This window comes from Aquimarina algicola, assembly GCF_006443095.1.
In the GTDB taxonomy this organism is placed as follows: Bacteria; Bacteroidota; Bacteroidia; order Flavobacteriales; family Flavobacteriaceae; genus Aquimarina; species Aquimarina algicola.
Genome location: NZ_VFWZ01000005.1, coordinates 62,068 through 87,184 on the forward strand (window position 1 = coordinate 62,068; position 25,117 = coordinate 87,184).

Consider the following 25,117-nt stretch of genomic DNA (forward strand, 5'->3'; position numbering starts at 1 on the left):
AAACAAGATCTTTATGAGACTCATTTTCGGAATTGTAGTATTTGTAACAATAGGTACGGTAAATTCCTGTGCAGAACTAGATCCTGATTTAACAGAGTTTAGTGTGCCACCAGAATCTTTTGCTAACCTTGAAGAATTACGTACTAGTGTTTTTGGTTTATATGGATTGGTAAGAACGGCAGCCGTTTTTACTACTTTTTATGCCCCTAGTTGGGCAGGTGATGATATCACAACACATTCAGGATTGAATAAAGGAGATTTTAGAGAATTTGATCAGAGAAATGTAAACGCAACCAACGCAAGGTTGTTAAACAACTGGAGAGGAATGTATAATGTGATTAATAACACAAACATCATTTTGTCCAGAGTAGATGCGTTGCTCAATTTTGATACAGTAGATCAGGATGAGCTTTCCAGATTATTGGGAGAGGTTTACTTTTTAAGAGGAATGGCCTATTATCATCTTTCCAGAACTCATGAAAAATTACCATTGGCTTTATCGAGCCTTCCTGAAGCAAATATAACTGCGTCGTCTCGACTAGATGTTTTTATGCAGATTGAATCTGATTTACTTGAAGCAGAGTTGAGATTACCAATGATTAATGCAGATATTACAGCAGTTGGAGTCGAAGGAGCATCAAGAGTAAATAGAGGTTCTGCAAGGGCATTGTTAGCTCGATTTTATTTGGATTGGGCAGGTTTTCCATTAAATGATAATTCTAAATATAGCGCTGCTGCAGAAATGGCAAAAAAAGTGATGGATGAAAGTGGAGCACATGGTTTCGGATTATTGGAAAATTTCCAAGATTTATGGAAATTAGAAAATAGATTTAATAAAGAATCGTTATTTACTATTGCTTATAACAATAGTGCGAGAATCAGAAACTTAAAATTTAATAGAGTTGGTTATCCCGGAGAAACCCCATTTAGAGGTTGGGATGAAACATATGGTGAAATAAAGTTCTTTGAAGATTTTCCAGAAGGAACCAGAAAAGAAGCAACATATAGAATGGATATAGATTGGAAGAACCTGAGCCTTCAAAAAAGCCCAATTTTAGCAAAAATAACAGGCCCTCCAGGAGATTTACCGATGACTGGTGCTTGGCATTTTACAGAGCGCAATGATTTTTATATGAGATATGCAGAAATTCTTTTAACATATGCAGAAGCTTCTGGTCGATCGGGAAATATAACGACTGATGCCTGGGAAGCTCTGAATATGGTGCGCAGGAGAGCTGCAGGTTTACCATATAATACACCTGTTACAAGTCCTGTTCCGCAACTGGATTTAGAAGGAAATGAAATACCGGGATTAGTCTATGTAGATATAACCAGTGGAGATTTAGCTGAATTAGCTTTTACTGAACGAAAATGGGAATTTGCGGGAGAATATTTAAGATGGAACGACTTGGTAAGAACACAAAGGGTGGAACAGGCTTTAAACAACAGAACTCCTGCAACTTCTATGAGCAATGACGGAACCTTACTTCAGGAGATTAACTTAATAGAAGGTAGTTTGGGTATCGATAATTATTTTTCTCCTTTGCCACAGGTGATTGTAGATGAGAACCCCAATTTAATAAACTAAACTCTCTTTTTTTATAGATTGTAGTTATAAAGGATCTAAAATAATAAACAGAGGGCTACTTTATTCCTCTGTTTATGTTTTAGAAATAGAATTAATTAATCAATCTTATGACCAACAGGTCACTTTTGTAAGTGATGTATAATATTAGAAAAACATTGTTTTTGGCAATAACAGTACAACAACCAATATTTATCGAAAAAAAATGTCTCGACTTTTTATAAAATACCCTTTACTTATTTTACTTATCTGTTTTTTTACTAACTGTAATCAAGAAGAAAATAGTTATAACAAAGATGCTTTACACAAAATTGAAGTATTGCAAGGGTTAATACAAAAAGCTCAAAATAAATCATTGGATGTAACCCGAGAAGAAACTACGTTGTGGTTTGCCAAAGAGTTTCTAAAGTTCGCTAATTGGGATGAAACGAATAGAGATGCAGTCGAGAAATTATTCGGATATTATCAAAAATATGAAGAGGATAAAGTAAAATTAGCAAACGAATTACCGGATTTTGAAAGAAAAAAAGTCATTGAAATTTTAGACGTAGCGATTAAGAATTTAAAAGATCTTATAGATGACAATATTACAAGAAGGGCTGCTCAAAAAATAGATTGGCAAAATATTGAGGTAGAAGACAATACTTTGACAAACAATGGGAGGCCGGTTTTTTTACATGATTATTTCTCCAAAACTGTTGGAGCTCCGTTAACAGATAACAATGTCTATAATGATCATTTGGGAGCAATTTATCATACAGGAAGCCATTTATACGAAGTAAATCAAGATAGGCCCAGTAACCCATATATGCTTAATGAAGATGGTACTTTTGATGAAAAACTTTTGAGCTATATCACAGAAGTACCTGATACCAATATTGGTTTTCTATTGTTTTGGAATATGGGAGTGCCGGATTGGATGAAAAAGAAAGAGCCCGAAATTGGCAAGGGGAGATCCTTATTTACCGGATTTGATATAGATAACCCTTTGGTAAGAGACGTATGGAGTAAAGTAATCAAAAAAACAGGAGAGGTAACAAAAGATAAAAAAGTAACACAATTAGGATATATTTTATCAAACGAACCCCATTGGTTTTCAGAAAAAGGACATTGGACCTATAATTTTCTGGAGATGAATTCAATTTCATCTTATACTTTAAACAAATTTAGAGTTTGGCTTTCCAAAAAATATGATGACGAGATTAATACATTAAATAAAAATTGGCAAAGCAATTTTAAAGATTTTGATGGTATCGATATTGAGATCCCAATGGACAAAGCCAAGCGAGGAACTCCAATCTGGTATGACTGGTGCAGATATAATATGGATAGAGGTACAGAGTGGTTCACCTTTTTGCAAAACGAATTAAGATCTGTAAACCCAGATGCAGATACCCATATAAAAATAATGGCAAAATTATTTGTAGATGATTATCGGTCGCACGGGGTGGATTATGAAGCACTAACAGAATTGACTTCGATGATAGGGGATGATGCAAAAATAACAGGAGGTAGAAACTACCGTTCCCAAAAACCAGAAAAATGGGAAGAAAATTATGCGTTTTATTGGAATGAATTAGCGCATTCTTATGATTTCCAAGAATCTGTTTCTCCTCAAAAAATACACATTAATTCTGAAGGTCATTTTTTATCTACTTCCGGATGGAGGGAGTTGGATACACCCGTGGATTATGTGAGGAGTAGTTTTTGGTTGGCGACTTTACATGGTATGGATGTAAGTTTGTCTTGGTTTTGGGCAAGAGACCCTGATGGTTCTCCAGAAGATCGATTGGAAGGAGAATTAAACTTTTTTGATCCTGCATTAGCGGGTTCTTATGCCGGTTCGGTCAATATGCAACCGCATGTGGTCAACGAAGTTTCACAGGTTATGTATGATTTGAATAGCTTCTCTGAAGAAATTCTAGCACTTCGTGATCAGCGAAGACCGTTGAGGTTATTTCATTCAGAGACATCAGCTATCAATAAAAAGTATCACATGACAGAACATTCAGAACTATATGAATCGCTATACTTTGAAGGATTAACTCTTGGATTTGCAACGGAAAAAATTATCCAAAAACAAGACCACAGTAATTGGGATGTCATTGCGATTTATAAGACCGAGTATGTAACGGATAGTGAATTTTTGGCATTACAATCTTACTTGGATCAGGGCGGAACTATTATTATTGATAGTACAAATAGTTTGTCTAAAAATGAATATGGACAAATACGTGAGGAACGGTTAACATCAGGTAACGGAAATTTAATCTACCCCAAAGAAAGTAACCTGAATGCTTTTAAGGAATTAACCCTATCAAGTGTTACCAATAATATATCCAATATTAAAATTAAGGAAAATAACAGTTCTGGTCATAAAAGCTGTACTTGGCGAATAAGTGAGGATCCAAAGGGTAAGGGGTATATTATGACTATTATTAATTTGGGAAAAACTACAGCTGATTTGAAAATTAGTTGCAATGATAGTAGAGAGTTGAGAGTGGTTAATATGCTAAATGGTAGTGAACTGGAGTCAAGTTTTAAATTAGAGTCCAAAGGAGTTTTGCTTATAAATATTACCAAAGGAATATAAAATTCAATGAAAAAACTATGCTTTTTCCTGATCATACTCGATATAGTTTTGATAAGTAGTTGTCAAAATAAAAAAGTGAAACATCCGTCTTCTGAAGTGATAAATAATCAGGTACTACCACTATCCGATCAAGAAAATAATGGGAATTGGTTATTGAATGAAGAGGTCAGCGATGAATTTAATGATTCGGAAATTGACGAAGAAAAATGGTACATAGTAGGTAAGTTTAAAAATGGAAAACCGTTTTATAAGCACCCGGATAAACCCCAAAAAAAAGTTTGGAAAGGAAGAGCACCTTCACAGTTTTCTGGTCGAAATTATCGTTTGGAAGATGGAATTTTAAATCTTGAAGTGCGATGGGAACCTGATTTTCCTTTCAGTAAAGAAATTAGAGTGCCTGTTTTAGGAGAAGCAATGCCTTATGAAAATATAACAACAGCTTGTTTTATTGGTAGAAGAGAATTCAAATATGGATATGTCGAGATACGTAGCAAATCTGCCGATACACAAGTTACCAGCGCTTTTTGGTCTACTGGTAAGGGTATTGAAATGGATTTTTTTGAATCTTTTGGCGATGGAGTGGGTCCAGATAAACAACATCTGGATAGCGAGTTATGGTGGTCTATAAGAGATTGGAAACAGCTAAGAGGGAAACCTACTTACACAGAACGAAAAGACATTGGTTTTAGAATGGCAGAAGATTTTCATGTATATGGTTTCGAATGGAATGAAAAAGGAGTAAAATACTATGTTGATGGAAAATTATTATCTGTGATAAGTGCAGAACAAGTGACCAAATGGGCCAAACAGAATAGAGATGTGGACGAAAATTATAATGGTTATGTAGCCAAAGTTCCAATTCATCTATGGTTAGATATGGAAATTTTTCATTGGAATGGATATCCAAAAAGTAAAGAAGAATTAGAAGTAAATAGCCCAGATGATCAAAAAGAGGATGGAGTTGTAGATTATCAAATAGATTATGTTCGGGTCTGGCAAAAACAAGTATAAATAACCTATTTTACTAGGATTAATATGAGTAGAGAAAAAAGAAATGCATACATATATGCAACAATTGTAGCGTTAGGAGGCTTTGTGTTTGGTCTTGATGCGGCATTAATTTCTGGCGGATTTAAGTTCATTACCTCCGAGTTTAACTTGAATGATTGGGAAGTTGGGGCTATAGGTTTCGGTCCTGGGTTGGGGGTACTCATTGCGTTACCATTATCAGCTTGGTCCAGTAACCAGCATGGTAGAAAAAAAACACTGCAAGTCATAGCCTTACTTTATATCGTTTCTGCGGTTGGGTCTGCTTTGGCGACATCGTTTATAACGCTTTTTGTAGCACGTTTTTTAGGAGGATTAGCTTTTAGTTCTATTACATTGGCTTCTATGTATATGGGTGAAATTGCTCCAGCTAATGAGAGAGGTAAGCTGGTTTCTATGTTACAAATTAATATTGGAATAGGATTTTCGGCAGCATACTTTATCAACTATTGGATTTTACAACAAATGTCATCTGATGCGCAATGGGTACAAGTCATAAATTTGACTCATACCGGGTGGCGGTGGATGCTGGGGATAGAGATTGTTCCTGCTTTGATATGGTATATTCTATTATTTAAAATCCCTAAAAGTCCGGCTTGGCTTATTTATAAAAACAAGGTCGATGAAGCTAAAAAATCCTTGTTAAAAGTTTATGCACTAAGTGAAGTCGAAGGACATGTTTTGGAGATGAAAGAAAGTGTAGAAAACTCAAACAGCAATAGATCAATAGGTTCCCAATTGTCAGAGATTTTTGGTAAACCTATGAGGATAGTACTAATTGTTGGACTTACTTTGGCTATAGTGCAACAATCTACAGGTATAAATGCTATTATGACCTATGCTTCTACGATGTTTGAGCAACTGGGGCTGGGTACAGATGGTGCTTTTGCAAGTGCGATATGGTTAGGTGTTATTGGATTAATAGCGACAATTTTATCCTTGGTTTTGATTGATAGAATAGGAAGACGTCCTTTGGTGATCGGAGGGCTAACCTGGATAATTTTAAGTTTAGCAATATGTGCATATGGTTTTAATACGGCAACCTATACAATTACCAAAGAGGCTATTGCCAAAATGGACACTATTCCTGAGGTTGAAAAACTGAATATCTTGGTAGGAAAAGAATACGGCAATGATATTGAATTCAAAAAAGCAGTTAAAGCCATAATGGGAAACAAGTCTGCACGAGATAATTCAAGCGTCTTTTTGAAGGAGTCTGCAAATATCAATGCGCTTTTGATTTTATTAGGAATCTTGAGTTTTGTTGCAGCATTTAATTTTTCAATTGGGCCTATTATGTGGGTGTTGTTTTCAGAAATTTTTCCGATCTCCTTACGTGGGATAGCAATACCTTTATTCGCCTTAGTTTCAAGCTCAGTAAGTGCTTTGGTGCAATTCTTTTTTCCCTGGCAACTGAGTAATATGGGAGCAAGTACAATCTTTATTTTCTATTCGGGTATTGTATTTCTAGGTTTGATTATTCTTTATAAGTTCTTACCAGAGACCAAAAATTTAACAATAGAAGAGATTCAATTAAAACTTCAACGAAAACAATAAAACCAATGCTAATTACTGGTGTAGAAAAGGTTACAGGGTGTTAGCGATCTAAATAATAGTATAGTAAAGCAGCAAAAAGCCTTGTTTAAAGGATTTTCTAATCTGAAATGGAAACAAAAATAGAAAAGCGATTATAGATTTAAGAAGATAGTTTTGATCCTGTTAGTATATTAAAGAACAGCCTCTATAACCAAGAGGCTGTTTGTCTTTTGTAAAGGAAAGAATATATAGTTAATTACAGTTTGGATAGCTGCCAGAAACTTGTTGAATACTATTCGGGCTATTGCTGCATTTTGGTTGTGTGTTATCTGTTATGTTTTGAATAAATCCACTTGGGAAATTGTTCCATCTTTGATTGGTGATTCTTACTCCATCTCCAATGCTTATACCTCCAGAGGGACCTATATATTCAAATCCTCTAAACAAACCAAAACTTGATCCTGGATCCGTCATTTTATTCCACTGATTACAAGGAACAAATTTCAGATGTTTTTGTTTTAACTTAGCTTTAGTCCCATACTTAGCTTCTACATTGGTAGCTGTTGGATTAACAAATTTTCCAGCTCTCAAATTTCCAATTTGACTTCTTATATACTGAGATCTATTCGGATGATCCAAAATTTCTGGAGATAGATTTACGGCCCATTGAGTACCGTTATTTCGTTTAAAGGCATTTTCTCTAAATGCATTGCCAGAAAATCCTGAAAATTGAGATTTCACAAAATTTTGAAACTGTATTTTACCTGCATCAGTAAGAGGAAAAGCTCTTTGTGCATCAAATATAGACAGGGTTCCCTCATCATATCTAATAGTAAAGCCTGAGCTATTACTGGTAATTCTTCTTGCAGTCACTTTTCCGTTTTGTGCAAAATGAGGAGATAACATCAACGAGGATAAACCTCTTGTATTATGAATGCCGTCTGCAAAAATATCCTTAACACCTCCATCTTTGGTTCCATTTTTCACATCGTTTTTCATAGACCTATCATCGGTCTCTAATCGCAAGGTAATCCCACCTTCGCATCTGAGGTTTTTAAACAAAACATTACTGCAATTATAAGTTTGAACTAAACCATATCCTGTATGGGAACCAGTTTGACTTATATTTTCTATGATCCCATTTTTGGCTCCTGGCTTTCTTTCGGATGCTCCAGAAACATGAATCATCAGTATTGAGTTTAATATACTTCTGCGATCTTTGATATCAAAATTTGCCAATCTAAAGTTGTCAACACGTCCTACACGGGCAGCGGCAATAAATTGATTAGTAAATCTGGAATCACACATGTCTATTGTAAACCGGCCATCTTTACTAATGATACTAACATTTTGCAATCGTTCTCCATTTCCACTCGCACCAATATTAAATATAGCCCCTCTATTCAAATCAGGTTGAATAATGGTACCTGCAGCTATTTCTAAATGAATGTTAGATTTTAAAACAACTTTCCCCCATGTATATGTGTTCTGAGGAATTTCTATGATGGCGCCATCTCTTTTGTTCTGATTAATGAAAAGATTCAGATCGGCGCTCGTAGATCCAGTAAATACTACTCTTTTTATGTTGGAAGGAGGAGGAGTGTAAAAGTTGTTTCTCCTAAAAACAGACCCCATTTTCCCTTCATCAAAGGTTTCTGAAGATATATTTTGAGTGTCTATTTCTTCAATTTGATCAGGTGAACAACTGATAATTGTCAAAAAAATGAGTAATAAACATGTGTTTTTTATAATTGATTTGGTATTCATAATATCAAAATTTTTGATCGTAAATTTTAAATTATGGCACAATGCATCCCTTGTTAGTATGTTTTAATACACTGATTAATAGTTTGTTAAAATTTGAGTAAATTATGGAATAGAACAGTTTAGATATAGAGTGAGACTCTATTCTAATTTAACATGGGTGCATTATACCTGTTCAGTATTTACGGTTTTAATTAATATAAGTTTGTGTTAAATTAAGTTTTGAGCAAGTCGACATTGCAATTAATAATTGTGTAAAATTATTTTAAAAAAGTAATGATCTATAAAATTCTATTAACCCTGATAAGCACTATTTTAACCTTCTTTATAGGGGCTTTATTTTAATTGTTAATTGACAATTAAAAATGTTATCAAAATCTAAAAAAACAATGTTTTTGATACAGAATTGTTTGTCATAATGAAGTAATGTGTTCTTGTTAATATTTAAAAAGAACTGTTACAAAAAATTGAATTTCCTAATTACTAGTTTTGGATAACAATTGATCTATACTCACTACTGTCCGAAATCCAATATGATCTGTAGAGGAGTCTGGAGAAGCATTCATTCTGGCCGAAGACCTATAGCTTGCACAGTATGTATCACTGCATAAAAAAGATCCTCCTTTAATAATTTTTTCGGTTGCATATGGATTAGATGGGTTTAAAGGCTTTGATGCACCTTTTGGGTTTACTGTAACATCCTGTTGGCTGATTTCTTTGTAATAATCAACATTATACCAATCTGTTGTCCATTCCCAAACATTCCCTGCCATATCATAAAGACCATATGAATTAGAAGAGTAAGAACCAACATCTGCCAGGTACTCTGTACCATCTTTTTGATCATTGTATACGGGAAACTCACCTGTCCAAGTATTTGCATTCTCTGTTAGTGTAGTGTGATCATTTCCCCAGAAAAATATGTCGTTCTCTATTCCTCCACGTGCTGCATATTCCCACTCGGCTTCTGTTGGTAACCTTTTTTTAGCCCATTTGCAATAGGCCAAAGCATCTTCAAATGCAATATGGACTACGGGTTGGTTGTCTTTACCCTCTATAGAACTTTTGGGACCAGAAGGATGTTTCCAGTTAGCTCCTATGGTCCAATTCCACCATTGCGCATAATTTCTAAAATTAGTTACCGAAGATTTGGTTTTATGAAACACAAGGGAACCGGGTTGCAAAATAGAATTGTGCGGACGAGGAGTATTGGGCGGTAGTTGTAGTTTTAGTACTTCCCAATTCACCGGTCTTTCGGCAAGGGTTATATAACCAGTTGCCTCCACAAATTTCTTGAATTGCGCATTGGTTACTTCTACAGTGTCCATAAAAAATCCCTTTACGGCAACTTTATGTCTTGGCTTTTCATGATTCATAGCCATAGTATCATGATCCACGGCGCCTTGATAGAACTCTCCGCCTGGAATCCATTGCATTCCATCAGGAATAGATGTCCCTTCAGGGATTTTGGTAATTAAGTCAAAGCTTTTAGAAGTGGTTTTTTCTTTTTTATTAAAATCTTTTGGAGAGAATGTTTTTATTTCTTTTTTACAACTAAATAGTGCGCAAATTCCCAATAAATAGAACCAGATCAGTTTAATATTAAATATGTATATTTTAGATTTAAATATCGAAGTAGATATTCTTTCCGATTGTGATTGGTTATACATGAAATTATTAATGTTGAGTTTTGCGTAGCAAAATTAGAGTTCTCTTTCTAATCATTGCTTCCATTATATAAAAATTAGCAATACTTTGATTTTTTTTTTATTGATTGCATAAGTTAAGTACTCGAATTGCAGTGGTTTTTAAAACTGCTAAGATCCTATTCCATTTGGGATAATGGGCATCTATATTATTTCAGGTGTGACATATTTATTTACTAGCCATGTTTCCTTTCCATCCTCTATTAAATTGTTCTAATAATTTTGTAACTATTTCGGGTTTTTCATTTGCTATATTAACAGATTCTTCAGGATCACTAATGTGATCGTAAAGTTCTAAAAACACCGGAGGCTTTTCTTTATCTGTATAATCTTTCCAAACAATTAATCGATGGGTTTTGGTTCGCATTGCATATCCCATCAGGTTGTTTTCAAATAGGACTCTATCCCATTTTTCTTGTTGTTGGTTTTTAATCTTTTCTTCCACCTCGACAATAAGAGGGCCGAAATAAGTTTCACGCATTCCTTGTGAAAGAGGATTTGCTGCCCATTCTCGAAGTGCCGGAGAAGGGAATTGGCTAAACGCTGCTTTTTTCCATTCCATATTTGGGTTTTCTAGAAGTGGAACAAAACTTTGCCCTTCCAAATGTTCTGGTGGATGTAAACCAGCTAACTCTACCAGAGTAGGATACATATCGACCAACTCTACCAGTGCTTCTGTGGAAGTACCTTTATTGCTTTTATGCATATTAGGTGTATTTATTATCATAGGTACACGAGTAGAAATTTCGTAGTTGGTAGCTTTACCCCAAATTCCCATTTCTCCTAAATGCCAACCATGATCGCTCCAAAGTAAAATAATAGTATTTTCCCTTAGGTCAAGTTCTTCTAAAGTTTGTATTACTTTACCTATTTGCGCATCGATATAGGTAACCGAACTTAGATAGGCATGTTTTAATATTCGGGCAAGGGAGTCATTGATTTTTCCTTTTTTGGGAATACCACTTCGTACGCGCAATTCAAAAGAAGGGTGCAACCCCATGGCAGCTCCATTTTCTGGACCTTTCGTTTGAGAAGATAATTTTATGTTTTCTGGAACATACATATCCCAATATTTTTTGGGAGCTAACCAATCCAAATGAGGTTTTTTGAAACCTACTCCAAGGAAAAATGGTTTGCCAGAATTTTTTTCTTTAAGTTCTTTTAAAGTTTCTCTGGCTAGTAGTGCATTATATCCATCTTCGTAAAAGTAATCAGCAACATCTGCTTTTTCGTACGCGGGACCTTTCCCTAATCCTTTGCTCGCAGCATCCTTTCCATATTTGGCAATCATATCGGCTTTATTCTCTTTGTACATCTTTTGATTTTCTGGAAGAGCAAATCCACCCGGAGTTGTTTCTCTGGTAAATTTCATTCTCTCCAAAGCGGGCTCTCTACTCCAAGAAAGCTCAGGATCACTAAAAGATGGTTTATGATATATTTTTCCTATTTGAATGGTTTCATATCCGTTGTTTTTGAAATGTTGGGGTAAGGTGATAATATCAGGGTTAACATCTCTGAAATAGGCATAATTCTCGACTACTTTAATCGTTTCTGGTCTTGAACCGGTCATTAAACTTGCTCGAGATGGACTACAAATAGCCTGTTGTGTATAAGCCTTATTAAATAATAAACCGTTCGCCGCCAACGAATCAATGTTTGGAGTAATTGCAATTTCAGAACCATAACAACCCAACTCAGGGCGTAAATCATCTACGGCAATAAATAAAATATTAGGTTTAGTTTCTTCTTGTATATCCTTTTTTGAAAGTTCCTTTTGCTTGCAACCTCCAATGAGTAATAATAAGAATGCAAAATGAAATAATTTCATCAATGATTGATTTATGTAATTAATTGTTTCAGCACATGAGTACTACAAAGAATGTATCAAGCGAAAATAGGTAATGATGATCAATCTTAGAATTCATGAATTACCTTATGTATACACTAAATTAACTTTCCTTATGGCATCCATTATGATTTCATATTAATTTTAACGAAACAAAAACTTCAATCTATATAAAAAGAGGTATGCATATAGAAAAAAGAAAGGTAGGCTATAATAATGAAAAAGAGCTTTTACTATTTGAACTATCGAATGATAATAACATAAAGGTTAAAATAACCAACTATGGGGCAACAATAACTTCTATAGTGACTCCTGATTGCAACGGGAAGTTGGAAGGAATTACTTGTGGTTTTGATAATATAGAGACCTATTTTTCGGAAAACTATTTGAAACACAACCCCTATTTTGGAGCCACAATAGGAAGATGTGCATCGCGCATATATAGAGGAGTGTTTGAGATAGAGGGACAAAAATATCGATTACCAAAGAATGATAGAGGAAATCATCTGCATGGTGGATGGAAAGGGTTTGATAAAAAAATGTGGGAAGCAACTTGCAGAGAAGAAGATGGTCAAACGTATCTTGTTATGATATTACAAAGTTCTCATATGGAAGAAGGTTATCCAGGTAATGTTTCTATTGCCGTAGAATTTCATTTGAACAATGCTAACGAACTAAGCATTTCATATCATGCGGGGACTGATATGGTTACACCAATATCGTTGACAAATCATACGTATTTTAACTTATCTGGTTTTGCCGAAAATGTAGAGCATCACCAGGCAATTATTTATTTGGATCACTTATTAGAATTGAGTGACTTGGGTATAGCTAATGGCACTATCGTCTCATTAGATCAAAAAGATGAAGATTTTAGAATAGGAAAAGCAATTGGGACTATGATGAAAGCTTTGGAAAAAGGATGTTATCATTATTATTTATTCGATAATAATTTTGAATTGACTAAAATGGCTTCGTTTTTTCATCCCACTAGTAAACGAGCTCTAGATGTTTCTACAACAGAACCAGGAATGCTTTTTTACACCGGATATTTTATTTCTGACCAATTAAGTCGTGAAAATGGTGACCAAATATGATAAATTTAAAGGTTTTTGCTGCGAAACCCATAGATATCCTAATGCACCAAACCTAGAAAATACACCAAAAGGAATTACGTATCCAAATACTCCATATACAAGTAAGACCGTTTTTAGGTTTTACGTGGGTTAAAGGTTTTTCAATATTTTCTATTAGATTTCTTCACAGCTTGTTATACACTATTTATATAATTTTAATGCTCTAAAACGCTCTTGTATCTGATTAGCAGGAGCATCTTGATTTTTAGCAAATAGGTAAAATAGTGCTATAGTAAGTTAATTTTCAGCTCATTAGAATGTGATTGTCACCCTAGTTTTGCTCGCAATATTTAACATAAACTCAATTACTTATGAAAAAAAATGTTGCAATAGCATTGTTGTTGTTTCTTATGATTATCGAACTACGAGGACAACAACCTGTAGAAACTATTAATCCTGATGACACCTTTGTTTTGGTGGGTGATATGTCGGATGAATTTGATAACGGTGGAATTAATTGGTCTCAAAAATGGGAACAAACTAATAATTTGCCCAATATCGCGGCTTGGAATTTAACCAATCAGGCCAACGTTGCCAGAGGAGAATATTTTAACAGAGGTTCTGCAAAAATTACCGCCAGATATAATGGTGTAAATCCTGACGGAACTTCTATCGCTGTAAATGGGAAATATTACAACTCGGGATGTCTCCAATCCAAAAAAGTACTACCTGTAAATTTTGAGGGATATATTGAAGCTGTTATCAGAGGGGCAGACATCGACAATCCAAACCCACATCCTTTTAATGGTGGTGTTGACCGCTCAAGAGGATTGTGTCCTGCTTTTTGGTTATACAGTAAGTTTTTTGATAACAATCCAGCAGATGGAGGTGTGATCTACACCGAAATTGATATTCAGGAACTACAACAGCATGATTTCTACAATGGAGTTCAGGATGGGGTAGAAGATACAGAATCAAATCTGCATATTGCTTTTAAAAACGGTAATGGAAGAAGATGGGTGAGACCTAAACAAAATCCAGATGAACAATTAAATAAGTATCCTCTTGGTTTTGATCCTAGAAAAAATTGGCATACCTATGGGTGTGAGATTACTCGTGATGAGATTCATTTCTTTGTTGATGGTAAAAAAATAGGGAAGACTTTAAAAAATACACATTGGGGAAAATTACCAATGCGTGTTATTATGTCCTTAGGTATGAGAGTACCCTTTGTTGATTTTGGAGGCAACGCTTTTACATCATTCGATCCACAAGGTGATTATCCTAATAATCAGCGATTACAAACATTGGCAGAGAGAGCGAGGCAACAATTAGGAGAACTGCCAGAGTCTATGTATGTAGATTATATAAGAGTTTGGAATAAAACTACCACAGGAGCAAATATTCCACCTCAACTAGTAATTACTAATCCTAAGTCTAACGAACAATTTGATGCTGGGCAAGAAATTTTAATACAAGCAAATGTTTCTGATACGGATGGAAGTATTTCTAAAGTAGAGTTTTTCGATGGAACTCAACTTTTAGGAACACGAGCAAGTTCTCCGTATCAATTTGGGTATACATCCGCTCCAAATGGAAATAGAACGATTAGAGTTGTAGCTTTTGACGACAAAGGAGTACAAACCGAGAAAACGGTAACTGTTATTGTTAATTCTTCAAATCCTGACCCTAACCCTGGCGGTGAATTTTATATTGTAAATAGAATGTCTGGAAGAAAACTTCGTCCTGCTAATGATAAAAATGGAGCAAGTATCAAACTTTCACCAGCTCGTAATATCAGTAATTGGGTAAAATGGAGAAAGATAAATACGGATAATGGTTGGTTTTATTTGCAAAATGTAAAAACAGGAAAATACTTTATACCTCAAGCAGCAAATGGATCAGATGGTACTACCTTGGAGCAGCAGCCTAATACATTTGTTGGAGCTTGGACACAATGGAAAGAAATGCCTTCCAATTCAGGATATGTGTTTTTAAGAAATAGAGCTTCAGGGAAATATATAAGGCCTAAAACGAACAAGATAAATAGTTTGATTGAATTAAGACCTAGTTCAGAGATTACTAATGCGACTCAATGGAAACTACAAGCTGTAGGTAAGACAAATCAAAAACTTAGTACAAGCCTTGCAAATTTGGATTATATGATCAAGGTGTATCCTAATCCTACTGAAGATTACGTGACTCTGACACTCAACAATTTCAAAAGTGATGATGTAGAAGTTACGGTCGTCGATATCTTAGGAAGTGAGATTTCTATACCACAATCAATTGTAGACAACAGAATGATGCTTGACGTTAGTAATTTGAGTGGACTATACGTATTAAAAATACAAGCGGGTACTCATACCTTTTCAAAACAATTAGTCATAAAATAATTGATTATGAGTTCGGTATATGATATAGAAATGTGGTGAAAACAATCTTTTTTCATTGTGAAGCTTCATCTTACTCAAATTATTCTCAACAAAACAATGAAAATTGCTTGTTTACTATCTTACAACCTTAAAAATTATACCGAACTCTTTTGATTTGTTGTTACTATAGTTTATTAAATTAGAAAGAGAACAAAGTAGGAAGTAATGATTAACAAAAATGTAATGAAATACAAATTTATTTTTACCAGTATTTTTTTAGTGACACAACTAATTATTGGTCAACAAAAACCTAATATCGTATTACTTTTTGCTGATGATGCAGGGTATTCAGATTTTGGTTTTCAAGGAAGTAAAATTATGAAAACACCTAATCTGGATAAGTTGGCTCGTACAGGTGTAATTTTTTCTCAAGGGTACGTTACCGATGCGACTTGTGGACCATCCAGAGCTGGACTGATAACTGGTCGGTATCAACAAAGATTTGGATATGAAGAAATTAATGTCCCAGGATATATGAGCAAGAACTCTGCTTTATTAGGTGATGATATGGGATTACCATTGAATCAGGTGACTATGGCAGATTATTTAAAGAAACTTGGATATACCAATGCTTTGTTTGGGAAATGGCATTTGGGTGATGCGGATAGGTATCACCCGTTAAAAAGAGGTTTTGATGTATTTTATGGTTTTAGAGGAGGAGATAGGAGCTATTTTGAATATTCAGATCCTTCAAAAATTCATCATGATAAAAGAATGGAACGCGGTTTTGGGAATTATGAAGAACCGAAATCCTATGTGACAGATTTGTTAGCCGATGAAGCTGTCAATTTCATAGAAAATAATAAGCATACCCCTTTTTTTGTAATGCTATCTTTTAATGCTGTTCATACACCTATGGAAGCTAGAAAAGAAGATTTGGAAAAATTTCCAAATCTTAACGGAAAGCGAAAAGAACTTGCAGCCATGACTCTTGCTATGGATAGGGCTTGTGGAAAAGTTTTGGATAAACTTAAAGAACTTGGATTAGACAAAAATACTATTGTTGTATTTTCTAATGATAATGGAGGGCCCACAGACAAGAATGCCTCGGATAACAGACCATTGAGTGGTACCAAATCCAATCATTTGGAAGGAGGACTAAGAGTTCCTTTTATCCTGAGCTGGCCTGATAAAATTGATAAAGAGATATTATATAATCATCCTGTTAGTACACTGGATTTGTTACCTACCTTTTATAGTGCCGCGGGTGGAAATCTTGGGGATCTAACCAGAATAGACGGTGTAGATTTGTTACCATTCTTGATTCACAAAAATACAACAGGTCGGCCGCATCAAGAATTATTTTGGAAAAAAGACGTAAGAGCTGTTTTAAGGGAGGGAGATATGAAATTGATCCGTTTTCCGGATAGGCCAGCAGAATTATATGATTTGTCAAAAGACATTTCTGAACAATACAATTTAGCACATCAATACCCAGAAAAAGTTAAGGAGATGTTCAAAAAGATATTTGAATGGGAGCTAACCCTAGAACGACCTCTTTGGCTTTTAAAAAGGAAATTTGAAAAATATGATATTGATCGTATGGACGTCTATAGAAATGGTAGTTTAAAAGATTGAAGAAGTTTTAAAAGTAGATTATTTTTATCAAGCATTATTGGCTATTGTTTTTACTATTTTTTCTCAATTTTTCTTACAAAATGAAGAGCCCACGACGATAGTTGTGGGTTTCTTTTTAGATAAAAAGAGGAACCATCTGATTTTATGTAAATATCTTTTTTTAGGGACTCTTATTTTTTTTGATTTTCTACACACCGATTCATACATCATTGTTCTTGAGTATTGGACAGCTTAAAATTCGTAACAACTAATTACTGATATTATAAATTGATTAATAATATTCTAAAGGTAATAAATTAACCTGGAAAACTAAATTATACCCTAAAAACATTATTGATATTGTTATGGTGAAATAAATGCTTTGTCAAAGGTAAAATAGTTTGGTCTTATGATAATTTGATGCATGCTGTGTGTTTTTTTTGAGACTACTTTTGTTTCGTTCCCTATAATAAACTTAACAATGCGAATTATTTTATTGTCCCCCCAAATCTATCTGAAAAGAGTAGTTGAATATTGTTTCTACTCAAAACTTGAATTAAGCTTGAAAAATTCTGGTATATGCTTGAATATGGTTCTAAATTCAAAACCCTGTCATCACATTACTAAAATTGTAGAATAGAGCTTTATTCCTCTTACATTTTTTGGAATTTAGAATACTTCACAAACAAAATTAAAGGACCAAAAAATACAAGGTGCTTCTTTGCCTTTAAAAATGTAAACATGTGGTCTTTTTTAGTCTTGATACAATTAAACTTTAATAATTCTTAAAACCTAATTAACTATTTAAAATGAAAAAAAAATATTTTTTAAACCTTTTTGCGATTTTATTTATTATTAGTAATTCCATCGGTCAAACTTTTAATGAAAAAACTTTGGAAGAAAGAACTCGTCCATATGGAGAAGCAGACAAACCTAATATATCTTGGAGAATACGTTGGGATAGATCAGATTTATTCAATAATGATCATTTCCCTGATTCCAACTTTAAATACGATACAAGGAAATGGGCAAAGACCCCCGAAAATGTTCAAAGTTGGGTTTGGCGTAATAACCAAAATATTGAACAGAAAAATGGGTCTTTGTATATAACAGCGAGGTATAACGAGTCTGGTTTTCCAGAAAATAGAGTTCCATCAGGCTGTGTAGATGGAAGTCCATCATCTACTTTAGTTCCAGTTAGGTTTTCTTCTGGTATGTTGAGAAGTACTACTCCTGATTTTATCTATGGGTATTATGAGGCAGCTATAAAAGGGAGCGATGGTTTTCCTGGGGTTTCACCAGCATTTTGGTTATATAATTCCATAAAATCGAACTCAACTGTAGGTAGGGTTCGTTATTCTGAAATCGACATTGTAGAACTTACTCAAGAGGGGATAAATGAGGAAACAAGAAAAGTAATGGATCACAACTTACATGCTATTACTACGGCATCTACAAGGCAAAAATTTGATACTTCTCTTAATCCACCGGTTGGAGCTTTTATTCCAGCAGTAGATCAAAATGGAGGATTGGCAGTAGGCCCTATTGGTAGTACAACAGGTAGAAGGTGGTGGAGACCAAAACAAAACACTGCAGCACAAAGAAATGAAACACACGAATTCGAACCTAGGGATATAAATATATTTGGTTGTTTGGTTACTTCTCAGGAAATAGTCTGGTATGTAAATGGAAAAGAGATTGGGAGAAAGCCAAATATATTGTGGCAAAAAGAATCTGATTTGTCAAATCCGATGAGAATTACATTGTCTTTAGGAATCAGAGCACCTTATAACCAATTTTGCAGTAATAGATTTGTAATGCCGGATCCTTCAATTTTAGAAAGAGCGAAGAATTTTTTTCCGCAGACTATGCAAGTTTTATATGTTAAAGTGTTTGAACCAATTAGCGATCTCTCCCCCAAAGTTTCGGTAACCGATGTGGTTATAAAGCAATCAGAGGTACCTTTACGAGTTGGTGGAAATACCATACTAACACCTGTGATCAGTCCTAAAGAAGCTACGAATAAAAACTTTACATTTTATAGTGTTTCAGGTATGGATGTTGCGAGAATAGATGCCCATACAGGAATTGTGACAGCTTTAAAAAAAGGTTCTGCAACTTTTAGGGTTATTACAGAAGACGGAAATTTCTTTAACGACATTACCGTTACAGTTGAGGGAAATCCAAATCAAACTAGAAATGTAAATATACCTATACCACCTGGTTCAGCTGGTTTAGCACCTTCTGATCCGGATAACATGGATAATTTTAATTGTACGGATGTATCTGTTTGGAAAAAGTCTGATATATATGCAATAGGTGATAGGGTAAAGTTAGAAGGTACACTATATGAATTAGTGTCAAGTAATGGTAAATGTAGACCGGGTGGAAACTCTCAATGTTCAATAGCTCAATGGAAAGAAATTGGTCATTGTGAGCAACAAAGAACAGAAACATTATCAATATTGCATAAGCAAAATGAAATAGAGGTATATCCAAACCCTACTATTAATATCGTTAACATCACCTCCAGAAAGGGGTCCTTTGTTTCAATTCTTAATTCAAGTGGAAAAGAGGTGTTCAAAGAAGTAAACAAAGGTGAAATCAATTCTTTTAATACTTATGGTCTACCTAAAGGTTTATATATGGTTAAGATCGAAAATGAAAACGAAGTTGTAACTAAAAAACTTATCATAAAATAAAATGTAATTTTAGAGATTCAATAAAACATATATTTACTTCTAACAGATTTAGGTAGTTTAATTGTATAGAAAAATATCTTCACGATCTTTTGAATTGTGAAGATATTTTTATTATTACAGTTTTAGGTAATTCGGTATTAAATCTATTGAAGTTATTATTATGGAAATAACAATAGTGGCATATCGGCTCACGAAACATTTAAAAAACGATTGTCTTCTATTAAGGTAGTGATGCAAAGTCAGGACAATAGATAGTATGATATTTTAGATTCTGATGATTATTATCAATTTCAGGGAGGAATGACAACTGCTGTAAGTACAATAAAATGTAGTCAACCAGAAACGTATTTTGAATATCATTCTAGACCTGAAAATCCAAAAGTAAAATCTTTAAAAGAAGAATTACTAAAAGTGTTTAGATCTCGAGTAGTGAATCCGAAGTGGATAAAAGGGATGCGAAAGCATGGCTATAAAGGAGCTTTTGAAATGGCTGCTACTATGGACTATCTTTTTGCTTATGATGCCACTACCAATTTATAAGATTCAGGTATTAATAAAAGTAAATAAGAGTATAACTTTTATGAAGCTACTATTAATGTTGAGTAGGTTTTTATAAATGTTTCTAATTCGAGTAAATTGTCAATAGAAAGGTTAAATATTTCAATCTCTCCCGATAATGTCACTCATCATTTACTATTAGGAACTTCATATCAACAATTTTAATCTTTATAAAATTTGATTCATCAAAATTCTTTTTATTATAAATTAAGATATAAGACTATAAGCTTCTTTCTGTATTATATTACTCATAGTCTTATTTATTAACATAATAATTTAACAATGAGTAATATAATAACATATTGTAGAGTCTCTACAGATGAACAGAAAATGCAGAGATTTAGTCTTTACTAGTCAGAAAGAACGCTTATTGGACTTTGCCAAAAAAGCAAAACACAAAATTTTGAAACATTATGAAGAAGATTATTCAGCAAAAACATTTAATCGCCCTATATGGAAAAAGCTAAAAGAGTATTGTAATACACATCATACCATTGTTGATAAAATAGTCTTTACAAAATGGGATAGATTTTCCCGTAATGCAAAACAAGCTTATCAAGAAATAGATTGGTTTGAAAAACATGAAATTGAAATATATTCAGTTGATAATCCATTGGATTTAAGTTTGCCAGAGAGCAAAATCATGCTTGCAGTCTATCTAACTTTATCTGAAATAGAAAATGATAGATTATCAATACGAGTAAAAGAAGGCTTAAAAAAGGCAAATAAAGAAGAATGTTGGACCGGAAAATCTCCATATGGATATACCTAATTATCGTTTACCAAATAATCAATCCACTTTGATACCAGATGAAAATGCTCGTCATGTTTTAGATATATTTTTGTTACTATCAACTGAAAATATAAGCATAAAAAAGGCTTGGCTACAGATGAGAGAAAAAGGTATGACAATATCTTCTTCACAGTTTTATGAGTTGATAAAAAAACCTGTATATATAGGAAAGGTTATGCTGAAATCAAATAACAATCAAAAAATTGAAAGTATTGAAGGACTGCATCCTCCAATAATACTAACTTCTTTATTTGAAAAAGTTCAAGAAAAATTAAGTTCTATATCAAATGATGATTTAATTAAAAAAGGCTCAAAAAACTATCTATATCCTCTTCGTGGATACATCAAGTGTTCTCAATGCGGTAAAGTTTTGACAGCAAGTGCTTCAACAGGAAGTAATCCTAATAGAAAATATCATCATTATCATTGCAGAAAAGGTTGTAAAGAAAGATTCTCCGTTAAAATAGCTCACGATCTTTTTGACAATTATTTAAAAAAGATCAGTATTGATCTAAAACAGTTTGATAATGCTAAAAAGAAAATAAAGAGAGAAATTCAAGAACAAGAACAATCTTTGGAGGAGGATAGGCTAAAAATACAAAAGCAAATAACCAGGATTCGAGATATAATATCTCAAGCAGAAGATAGATTTTTTGAAGGATTTATGGATCAAGAAACGTTCAAAAATTCAAAGATAAGATATCTACAAAAAATCAAAAATCTTGAAGACGAAATACTAAGATTAGATAATTTTGATTGAGTATTTGAATTTCAAAATAGAATAGAAAAAATAAAAACATTCATCGATCTGCCTAAAAGATTTAAGGAAGCTGATTTTAAAGAAAAAATAAGTCTTCTTAAATCAGTCCTAAGCGAGAAAGTTACATTATTTTCTTAAATAAATATAAATTACATATTTTCTAACCCAAATCGGAGGGTTTGAATTTTTATACATTGAAAATTAGATAGTTATATAATTTAAAAAAATATAACTTAACTGGATTGAGTTCGAACCAAAATAGAGGTAAGTGATTGATTTTTATATAAATAAAAAAGAGATAAATGTTAAATTTATCTCTTTAAGTGACCTCGGTAGAATTCAAATCTGCAACTGATATATCAATATTTACAAAGGTTATGCTAAATTCTATATTTTATGTTGACGATTTGTGAACTAGAACCTATTCAGGTATTTTGATAAAGCCTTTCGTTTTATAAAAGTAAAAATTTATTTATTCAAATTTAATAACAATCTCTATTTGAAATAGAATTCTTCTATAAATTGTATCGATCGCCTTTTCATATTAATAACAAAAATCAAACGAGATTGTATTTTTGTTTAACTTTTTTGTTTTTTATTTAAACAATTTTTATATTTATTTACGATTAGTATTTGTTGTACAATTTAAACATGTATGAAATTATGAAACTAATAGAAAATGCAATAGAGTTCGAAAATAGAAAAATGTCCAACATGACGACAAGTGATAGAGTTGCTGCTTCTAGGGAAGCTAAATCTTTAATATTAAGTATTAATGAGATTTATAAAAAAACAAAAGATTCAAACTTAATGGATCTTATGAAGCGTCTTACCGAAAAGAAAAGGAAGATAGAGAAACGACTGAAAGGTGTTCCTAGTTTAACTTAAAACAGTTATATTATTTGACTAAAATCCATATATTCATATATAGATTTTTTTAGATTTATTATATTTCCAGTCTGTATTGACCTAATTTCTGGTTTATGTAAGTCTCATAACCATTTCTTTCGTTTAAAAAAATATAGTAATCCAAAGAATATTATTATCATTACTCCCCAGAGTATATGATAGCTATATTTATAACGGAGCTCTGGCATGTGATCAAAGTTCATACCATAAACACCGGCAATAAATGTTAGAGGTATAAAAATCGTTGCTATTATAGTTAAGGTCTTCATGACTTCATTCATTTTGTTATTAATATTTGTCATATACATTTCTGTAAGCCCCCACAACATCTCTCTATATATTTCTATGTTCTCTAGTACTTGTAATGTATGATCTAATAAATCATTTAAATAATCTTTAGTTTTGGAGGTAATTTGGATATTTATTTTTTCTAATTTACTGATCACTTCTCGAAGCGGAAGGATAGATCTCCTGATTTTTAATATCTCTTTCTTTAGATTTTGTATTTCAAGAGGCAAATCTTTTGCACTAATATTATTGAAAAGTTGTTCTTCAAGATATTCAATTTTTTCTCCTAATGCTTCAATAATTAAGAAATATTGATCAACTATGGCATCCATAAGTGCATATAACAAGTAATCAGCTCCTTGAGACCTAATAATACCTTTATTATTTCTGATCCTTTCTCTTATAGTATCAAAAACATCTCCTTCTGCTTCTTGAAAAGAAATTACGTATTCATCTCCAAGAATTAAACTTAGATGTTCTATTTTAAGTTTTTTGTCTTTATCATAATATAGCATTTTGAAAACAACAAATATGTATTCTTCGTACTCATCTAATTTTGGTCTTTGATTAATATTTGCAATATCTTCCATGATCAGTGGATGTAACGAATAGTGTAGCCCAATATTTTTGAGTGCTTCTGTGTCATTTAATCCATTAATGTTTATCCATGTAACAGAAGTATTTTTTTTATGTTTGAAACTATCTTCGATAAGATTAAGGTTAATTTCTTCAATTTCTGTTTTTGTATAATTAAAAACATCAATATTAATCTCTTCAATAGTTTTGTTACCTGTATACACAATAGTTCCAGGAGTTAATCCTATATTTTTTTTAACTCTAGATTTTCTTGACATTTTTTAAATTTTATTAATTGTTACGAAGAGCACTGATTAGTTCTTTTTTATTCATTTTAGATCTGTTAGGGATTCCTATTTTTTTTGCTTGTTGATAAAGTTCTTTTTTGGTTCTAGTTTCATAACTAGAAGCTTTTCCTCCTCTCTTGCCACTATCAGGTGTATTTGCAATTCGGGCTGCTTTTTCTTTACTATATCCTTTATTTACCAAAGCTTCATACTGGTCTTCATTTTTAATATTAGATCTTCCCATATTTCTTGTTTTATGATTTTGTATAAATATGAACTTCTCGTTGGGGAAAAGGTATAGAAATATCATTTGATTCTAATCTTTTCTTTGCTTCTTCTATAGTGTAAAAGTGAATTGACCAAAAATCTTCATTATTTGCCCAATACCTGATTGATAATGTAACAGCACTTTCTCCTAATTCAGCTACTAAAATTTCTGGAGGGGGATCATTGAGAACACTTTCTTGATTATTAATAAGATCAGAAAGAATTTTTTTTGCTTTATAAATATCACTAGAATATGATATACCAATATCTATTTTATCACGTCTCTTTCCTTCTACAGAGTAATTAATAATATTATCGTTTGATAGCTTACCGTTGGGAATGATAGCTAATTGATTTCCAAATGTTGTGACTTTTGTGGTAAAGATGGAAATTTCTTTGACAGTACCTGATATTCCCTGTGCCTCAATAAAATCTCCTATTTTAAAAGGTTTAAAGAAGAGGATAAGTACACCTCCTGCAAAATTAGCCAGAGAACCTTGTAATGCTAGTCCAACAGCTAATCCTGCCGCACCTAGTATAGCTACCAACGAAGAAGTTTGTACACCAAGTTGCGTGATCACTAAAATGATTAGTAATACCTTTAATCCAATATTGATCAAATCATATAAGAATTGTTCTAGAGTTTCGTCATAGTCTTTTTTTTGGAAAAATTTACGTAACAGCCTACTGATAATTTTAATTACCCAAATCCCTATAATAAAGATAATAATCGCAGAAATGAGACCAGGAATAAAATCCCATAACCATTTTAAAAATAGTTCCCAATTTTCTTTTGTCAATCCAAAGTTTTCCATGAAATTGTATATAATTA

At 33.0% G+C, this 25,117-nt stretch carries 18 protein-coding genes; 12 read left to right on the forward strand and 6 right to left on the reverse strand.

Translation table 11 applies throughout. The features are described 5' to 3' along the window. The first annotated feature begins 13 nt into the window (after positions 1-13). The 4 genes from FHK87_RS15915 (at position 14) to FHK87_RS15930 (ending at position 6,782) form a co-directional block, all read left to right on the forward strand. Entirely contained in the window at positions 14-1,588 is a 1,575-nt protein-coding gene (locus tag FHK87_RS15915; RefSeq protein ID WP_226294283.1) for a RagB/SusD family nutrient uptake outer membrane protein, read from the forward strand. Between the two features lie 202 nt (positions 1,589-1,790). Beyond that, the gene (locus FHK87_RS15920; RefSeq protein ID WP_140594756.1) at positions 1,791-4,178 is read left to right on the forward strand and encodes an alpha-amylase family protein; all 2,388 of its coding nucleotides are present in this window, start codon (positions 1,791-1,793) and stop codon (positions 4,176-4,178) included. A 75-nt stretch (positions 4,179-4,253) separates the two neighbouring features. Next, the gene (locus FHK87_RS15925) at positions 4,254-5,189 is read left to right on the forward strand and encodes a family 16 glycosylhydrolase (protein ID WP_226294284.1); all 936 of its coding nucleotides are present in this window, start codon (positions 4,254-4,256) and stop codon (positions 5,187-5,189) included. A 24-nt stretch (positions 5,190-5,213) separates the two neighbouring features. After that, complete coding sequence (locus tag FHK87_RS15930; protein ID WP_140594758.1) at positions 5,214-6,782, forward strand: MFS transporter; 1,569 nt, start codon at positions 5,214-5,216, stop codon at positions 6,780-6,782. A 231-nt stretch (positions 6,783-7,013) separates the two neighbouring features. Here the strand turns inward: FHK87_RS15930 and FHK87_RS15935 are convergent, their stop codons facing one another. From FHK87_RS15935 to FHK87_RS15945, 3 genes are all read right to left on the reverse strand, one after another. Further along, a complete protein-coding gene (locus FHK87_RS15935; protein WP_140594759.1) occupies positions 7,014-8,528 on the reverse strand; it encodes a hypothetical protein in 1,515 nt (504 codons plus the stop codon). Positions 8,529-9,001: 473 nt separating this feature from the next. Then, the gene (locus FHK87_RS15940) at positions 9,002-10,195 is read right to left on the reverse strand and encodes a formylglycine-generating enzyme family protein (protein ID WP_140594760.1); all 1,194 of its coding nucleotides are present in this window, start codon (positions 10,193-10,195) and stop codon (positions 9,002-9,004) included. 205 nt (positions 10,196-10,400) lie between these two features. Then, positions 10,401-12,059 carry a sulfatase gene (locus FHK87_RS15945; protein ID WP_140594761.1) on the reverse strand — a complete coding sequence of 553 codons (1,659 nt, stop codon included), beginning with the start codon at positions 12,057-12,059 and terminating at the stop codon, positions 10,401-10,403. A 200-nt stretch (positions 12,060-12,259) separates the two neighbouring features. On the opposite strand from FHK87_RS15945, the gene FHK87_RS15950 reads away from it, so the two are divergent. The 8 genes from FHK87_RS15950 to FHK87_RS15985 all read left to right on the forward strand — a co-directional run bounded on the left by FHK87_RS15950 (position 12,260) and on the right by FHK87_RS15985 (position 22,846). Then, on the forward strand, positions 12,260-13,174 hold the full coding sequence (locus FHK87_RS15950; protein WP_226294285.1) for an aldose epimerase family protein: 915 nt from the start codon (positions 12,260-12,262) through the stop codon (positions 13,172-13,174). Between the two features lie 350 nt (positions 13,175-13,524). Next, positions 13,525-15,549 (forward strand): Ig-like domain-containing protein, encoded by a 2,025-nt coding sequence (locus FHK87_RS15955; protein WP_140594762.1) that lies wholly within the window; start codon positions 13,525-13,527, stop codon positions 15,547-15,549. Between the two features lie 222 nt (positions 15,550-15,771). After that, on the forward strand, positions 15,772-17,166 hold the full coding sequence (locus tag FHK87_RS15960) for a sulfatase-like hydrolase/transferase (RefSeq protein ID WP_140594763.1): 1,395 nt from the start codon (positions 15,772-15,774) through the stop codon (positions 17,164-17,166). Positions 17,167-17,954: 788 nt separating this feature from the next. Further along, a complete protein-coding gene (locus FHK87_RS15965) occupies positions 17,955-19,847 on the forward strand; it encodes a T9SS type A sorting domain-containing protein (protein ID WP_140594764.1) in 1,893 nt (630 codons plus the stop codon). 261 nt (positions 19,848-20,108) lie between these two features. Continuing rightward, positions 20,109-20,387, forward strand: a complete 279-nt coding sequence (locus FHK87_RS15970) for a cobaltochelatase subunit CobN (protein ID WP_226294309.1) — start codon at positions 20,109-20,111, stop codon at positions 20,385-20,387. Between the two features lie 337 nt (positions 20,388-20,724). Next, entirely contained in the window at positions 20,725-21,177 is a 453-nt protein-coding gene (locus FHK87_RS15975) for a recombinase family protein (protein ID WP_140594765.1), read from the forward strand. Further along, on the forward strand, positions 21,164-21,958 hold the full coding sequence (locus FHK87_RS15980; protein WP_140594766.1) for a recombinase family protein: 795 nt from the start codon (positions 21,164-21,166) through the stop codon (positions 21,956-21,958). The genes FHK87_RS15975 and FHK87_RS15980 overlap by 14 nt, the downstream gene beginning before the upstream one ends. Positions 21,959-22,621: 663 nt before the next feature. Next, positions 22,622-22,846: a hypothetical protein gene (locus FHK87_RS15985; RefSeq protein ID WP_140594767.1), complete on the forward strand. Its 225-nt coding sequence runs from the start codon at positions 22,622-22,624 to the stop codon at positions 22,844-22,846. Positions 22,847-22,950: 104 nt separating this feature from the next. On the opposite strand, the gene corA is transcribed toward FHK87_RS15985, so the two are convergent. The 3 genes from corA to FHK87_RS16000 are packed head-to-tail and all read right to left on the reverse strand — an operon-like array spanning position 22,951 to position 25,100. Continuing rightward, entirely contained in the window at positions 22,951-24,009 is a 1,059-nt protein-coding gene (corA, locus tag FHK87_RS15990) for a magnesium/cobalt transporter CorA (protein ID WP_140594768.1), read from the reverse strand. A gap of 13 nt (positions 24,010-24,022) precedes the next feature. Continuing rightward, entirely contained in the window at positions 24,023-24,262 is a 240-nt protein-coding gene (locus tag FHK87_RS15995; RefSeq protein WP_140594769.1) for a DUF7218 family protein, read from the reverse strand. Positions 24,263-24,272: 10 nt separating this feature from the next. Further along, positions 24,273-25,100 (reverse strand): mechanosensitive ion channel family protein, encoded by an 828-nt coding sequence (locus FHK87_RS16000; RefSeq protein WP_140594770.1) that lies wholly within the window; start codon positions 25,098-25,100, stop codon positions 24,273-24,275. Positions 25,101-25,117 lie beyond the last annotated feature (17 nt).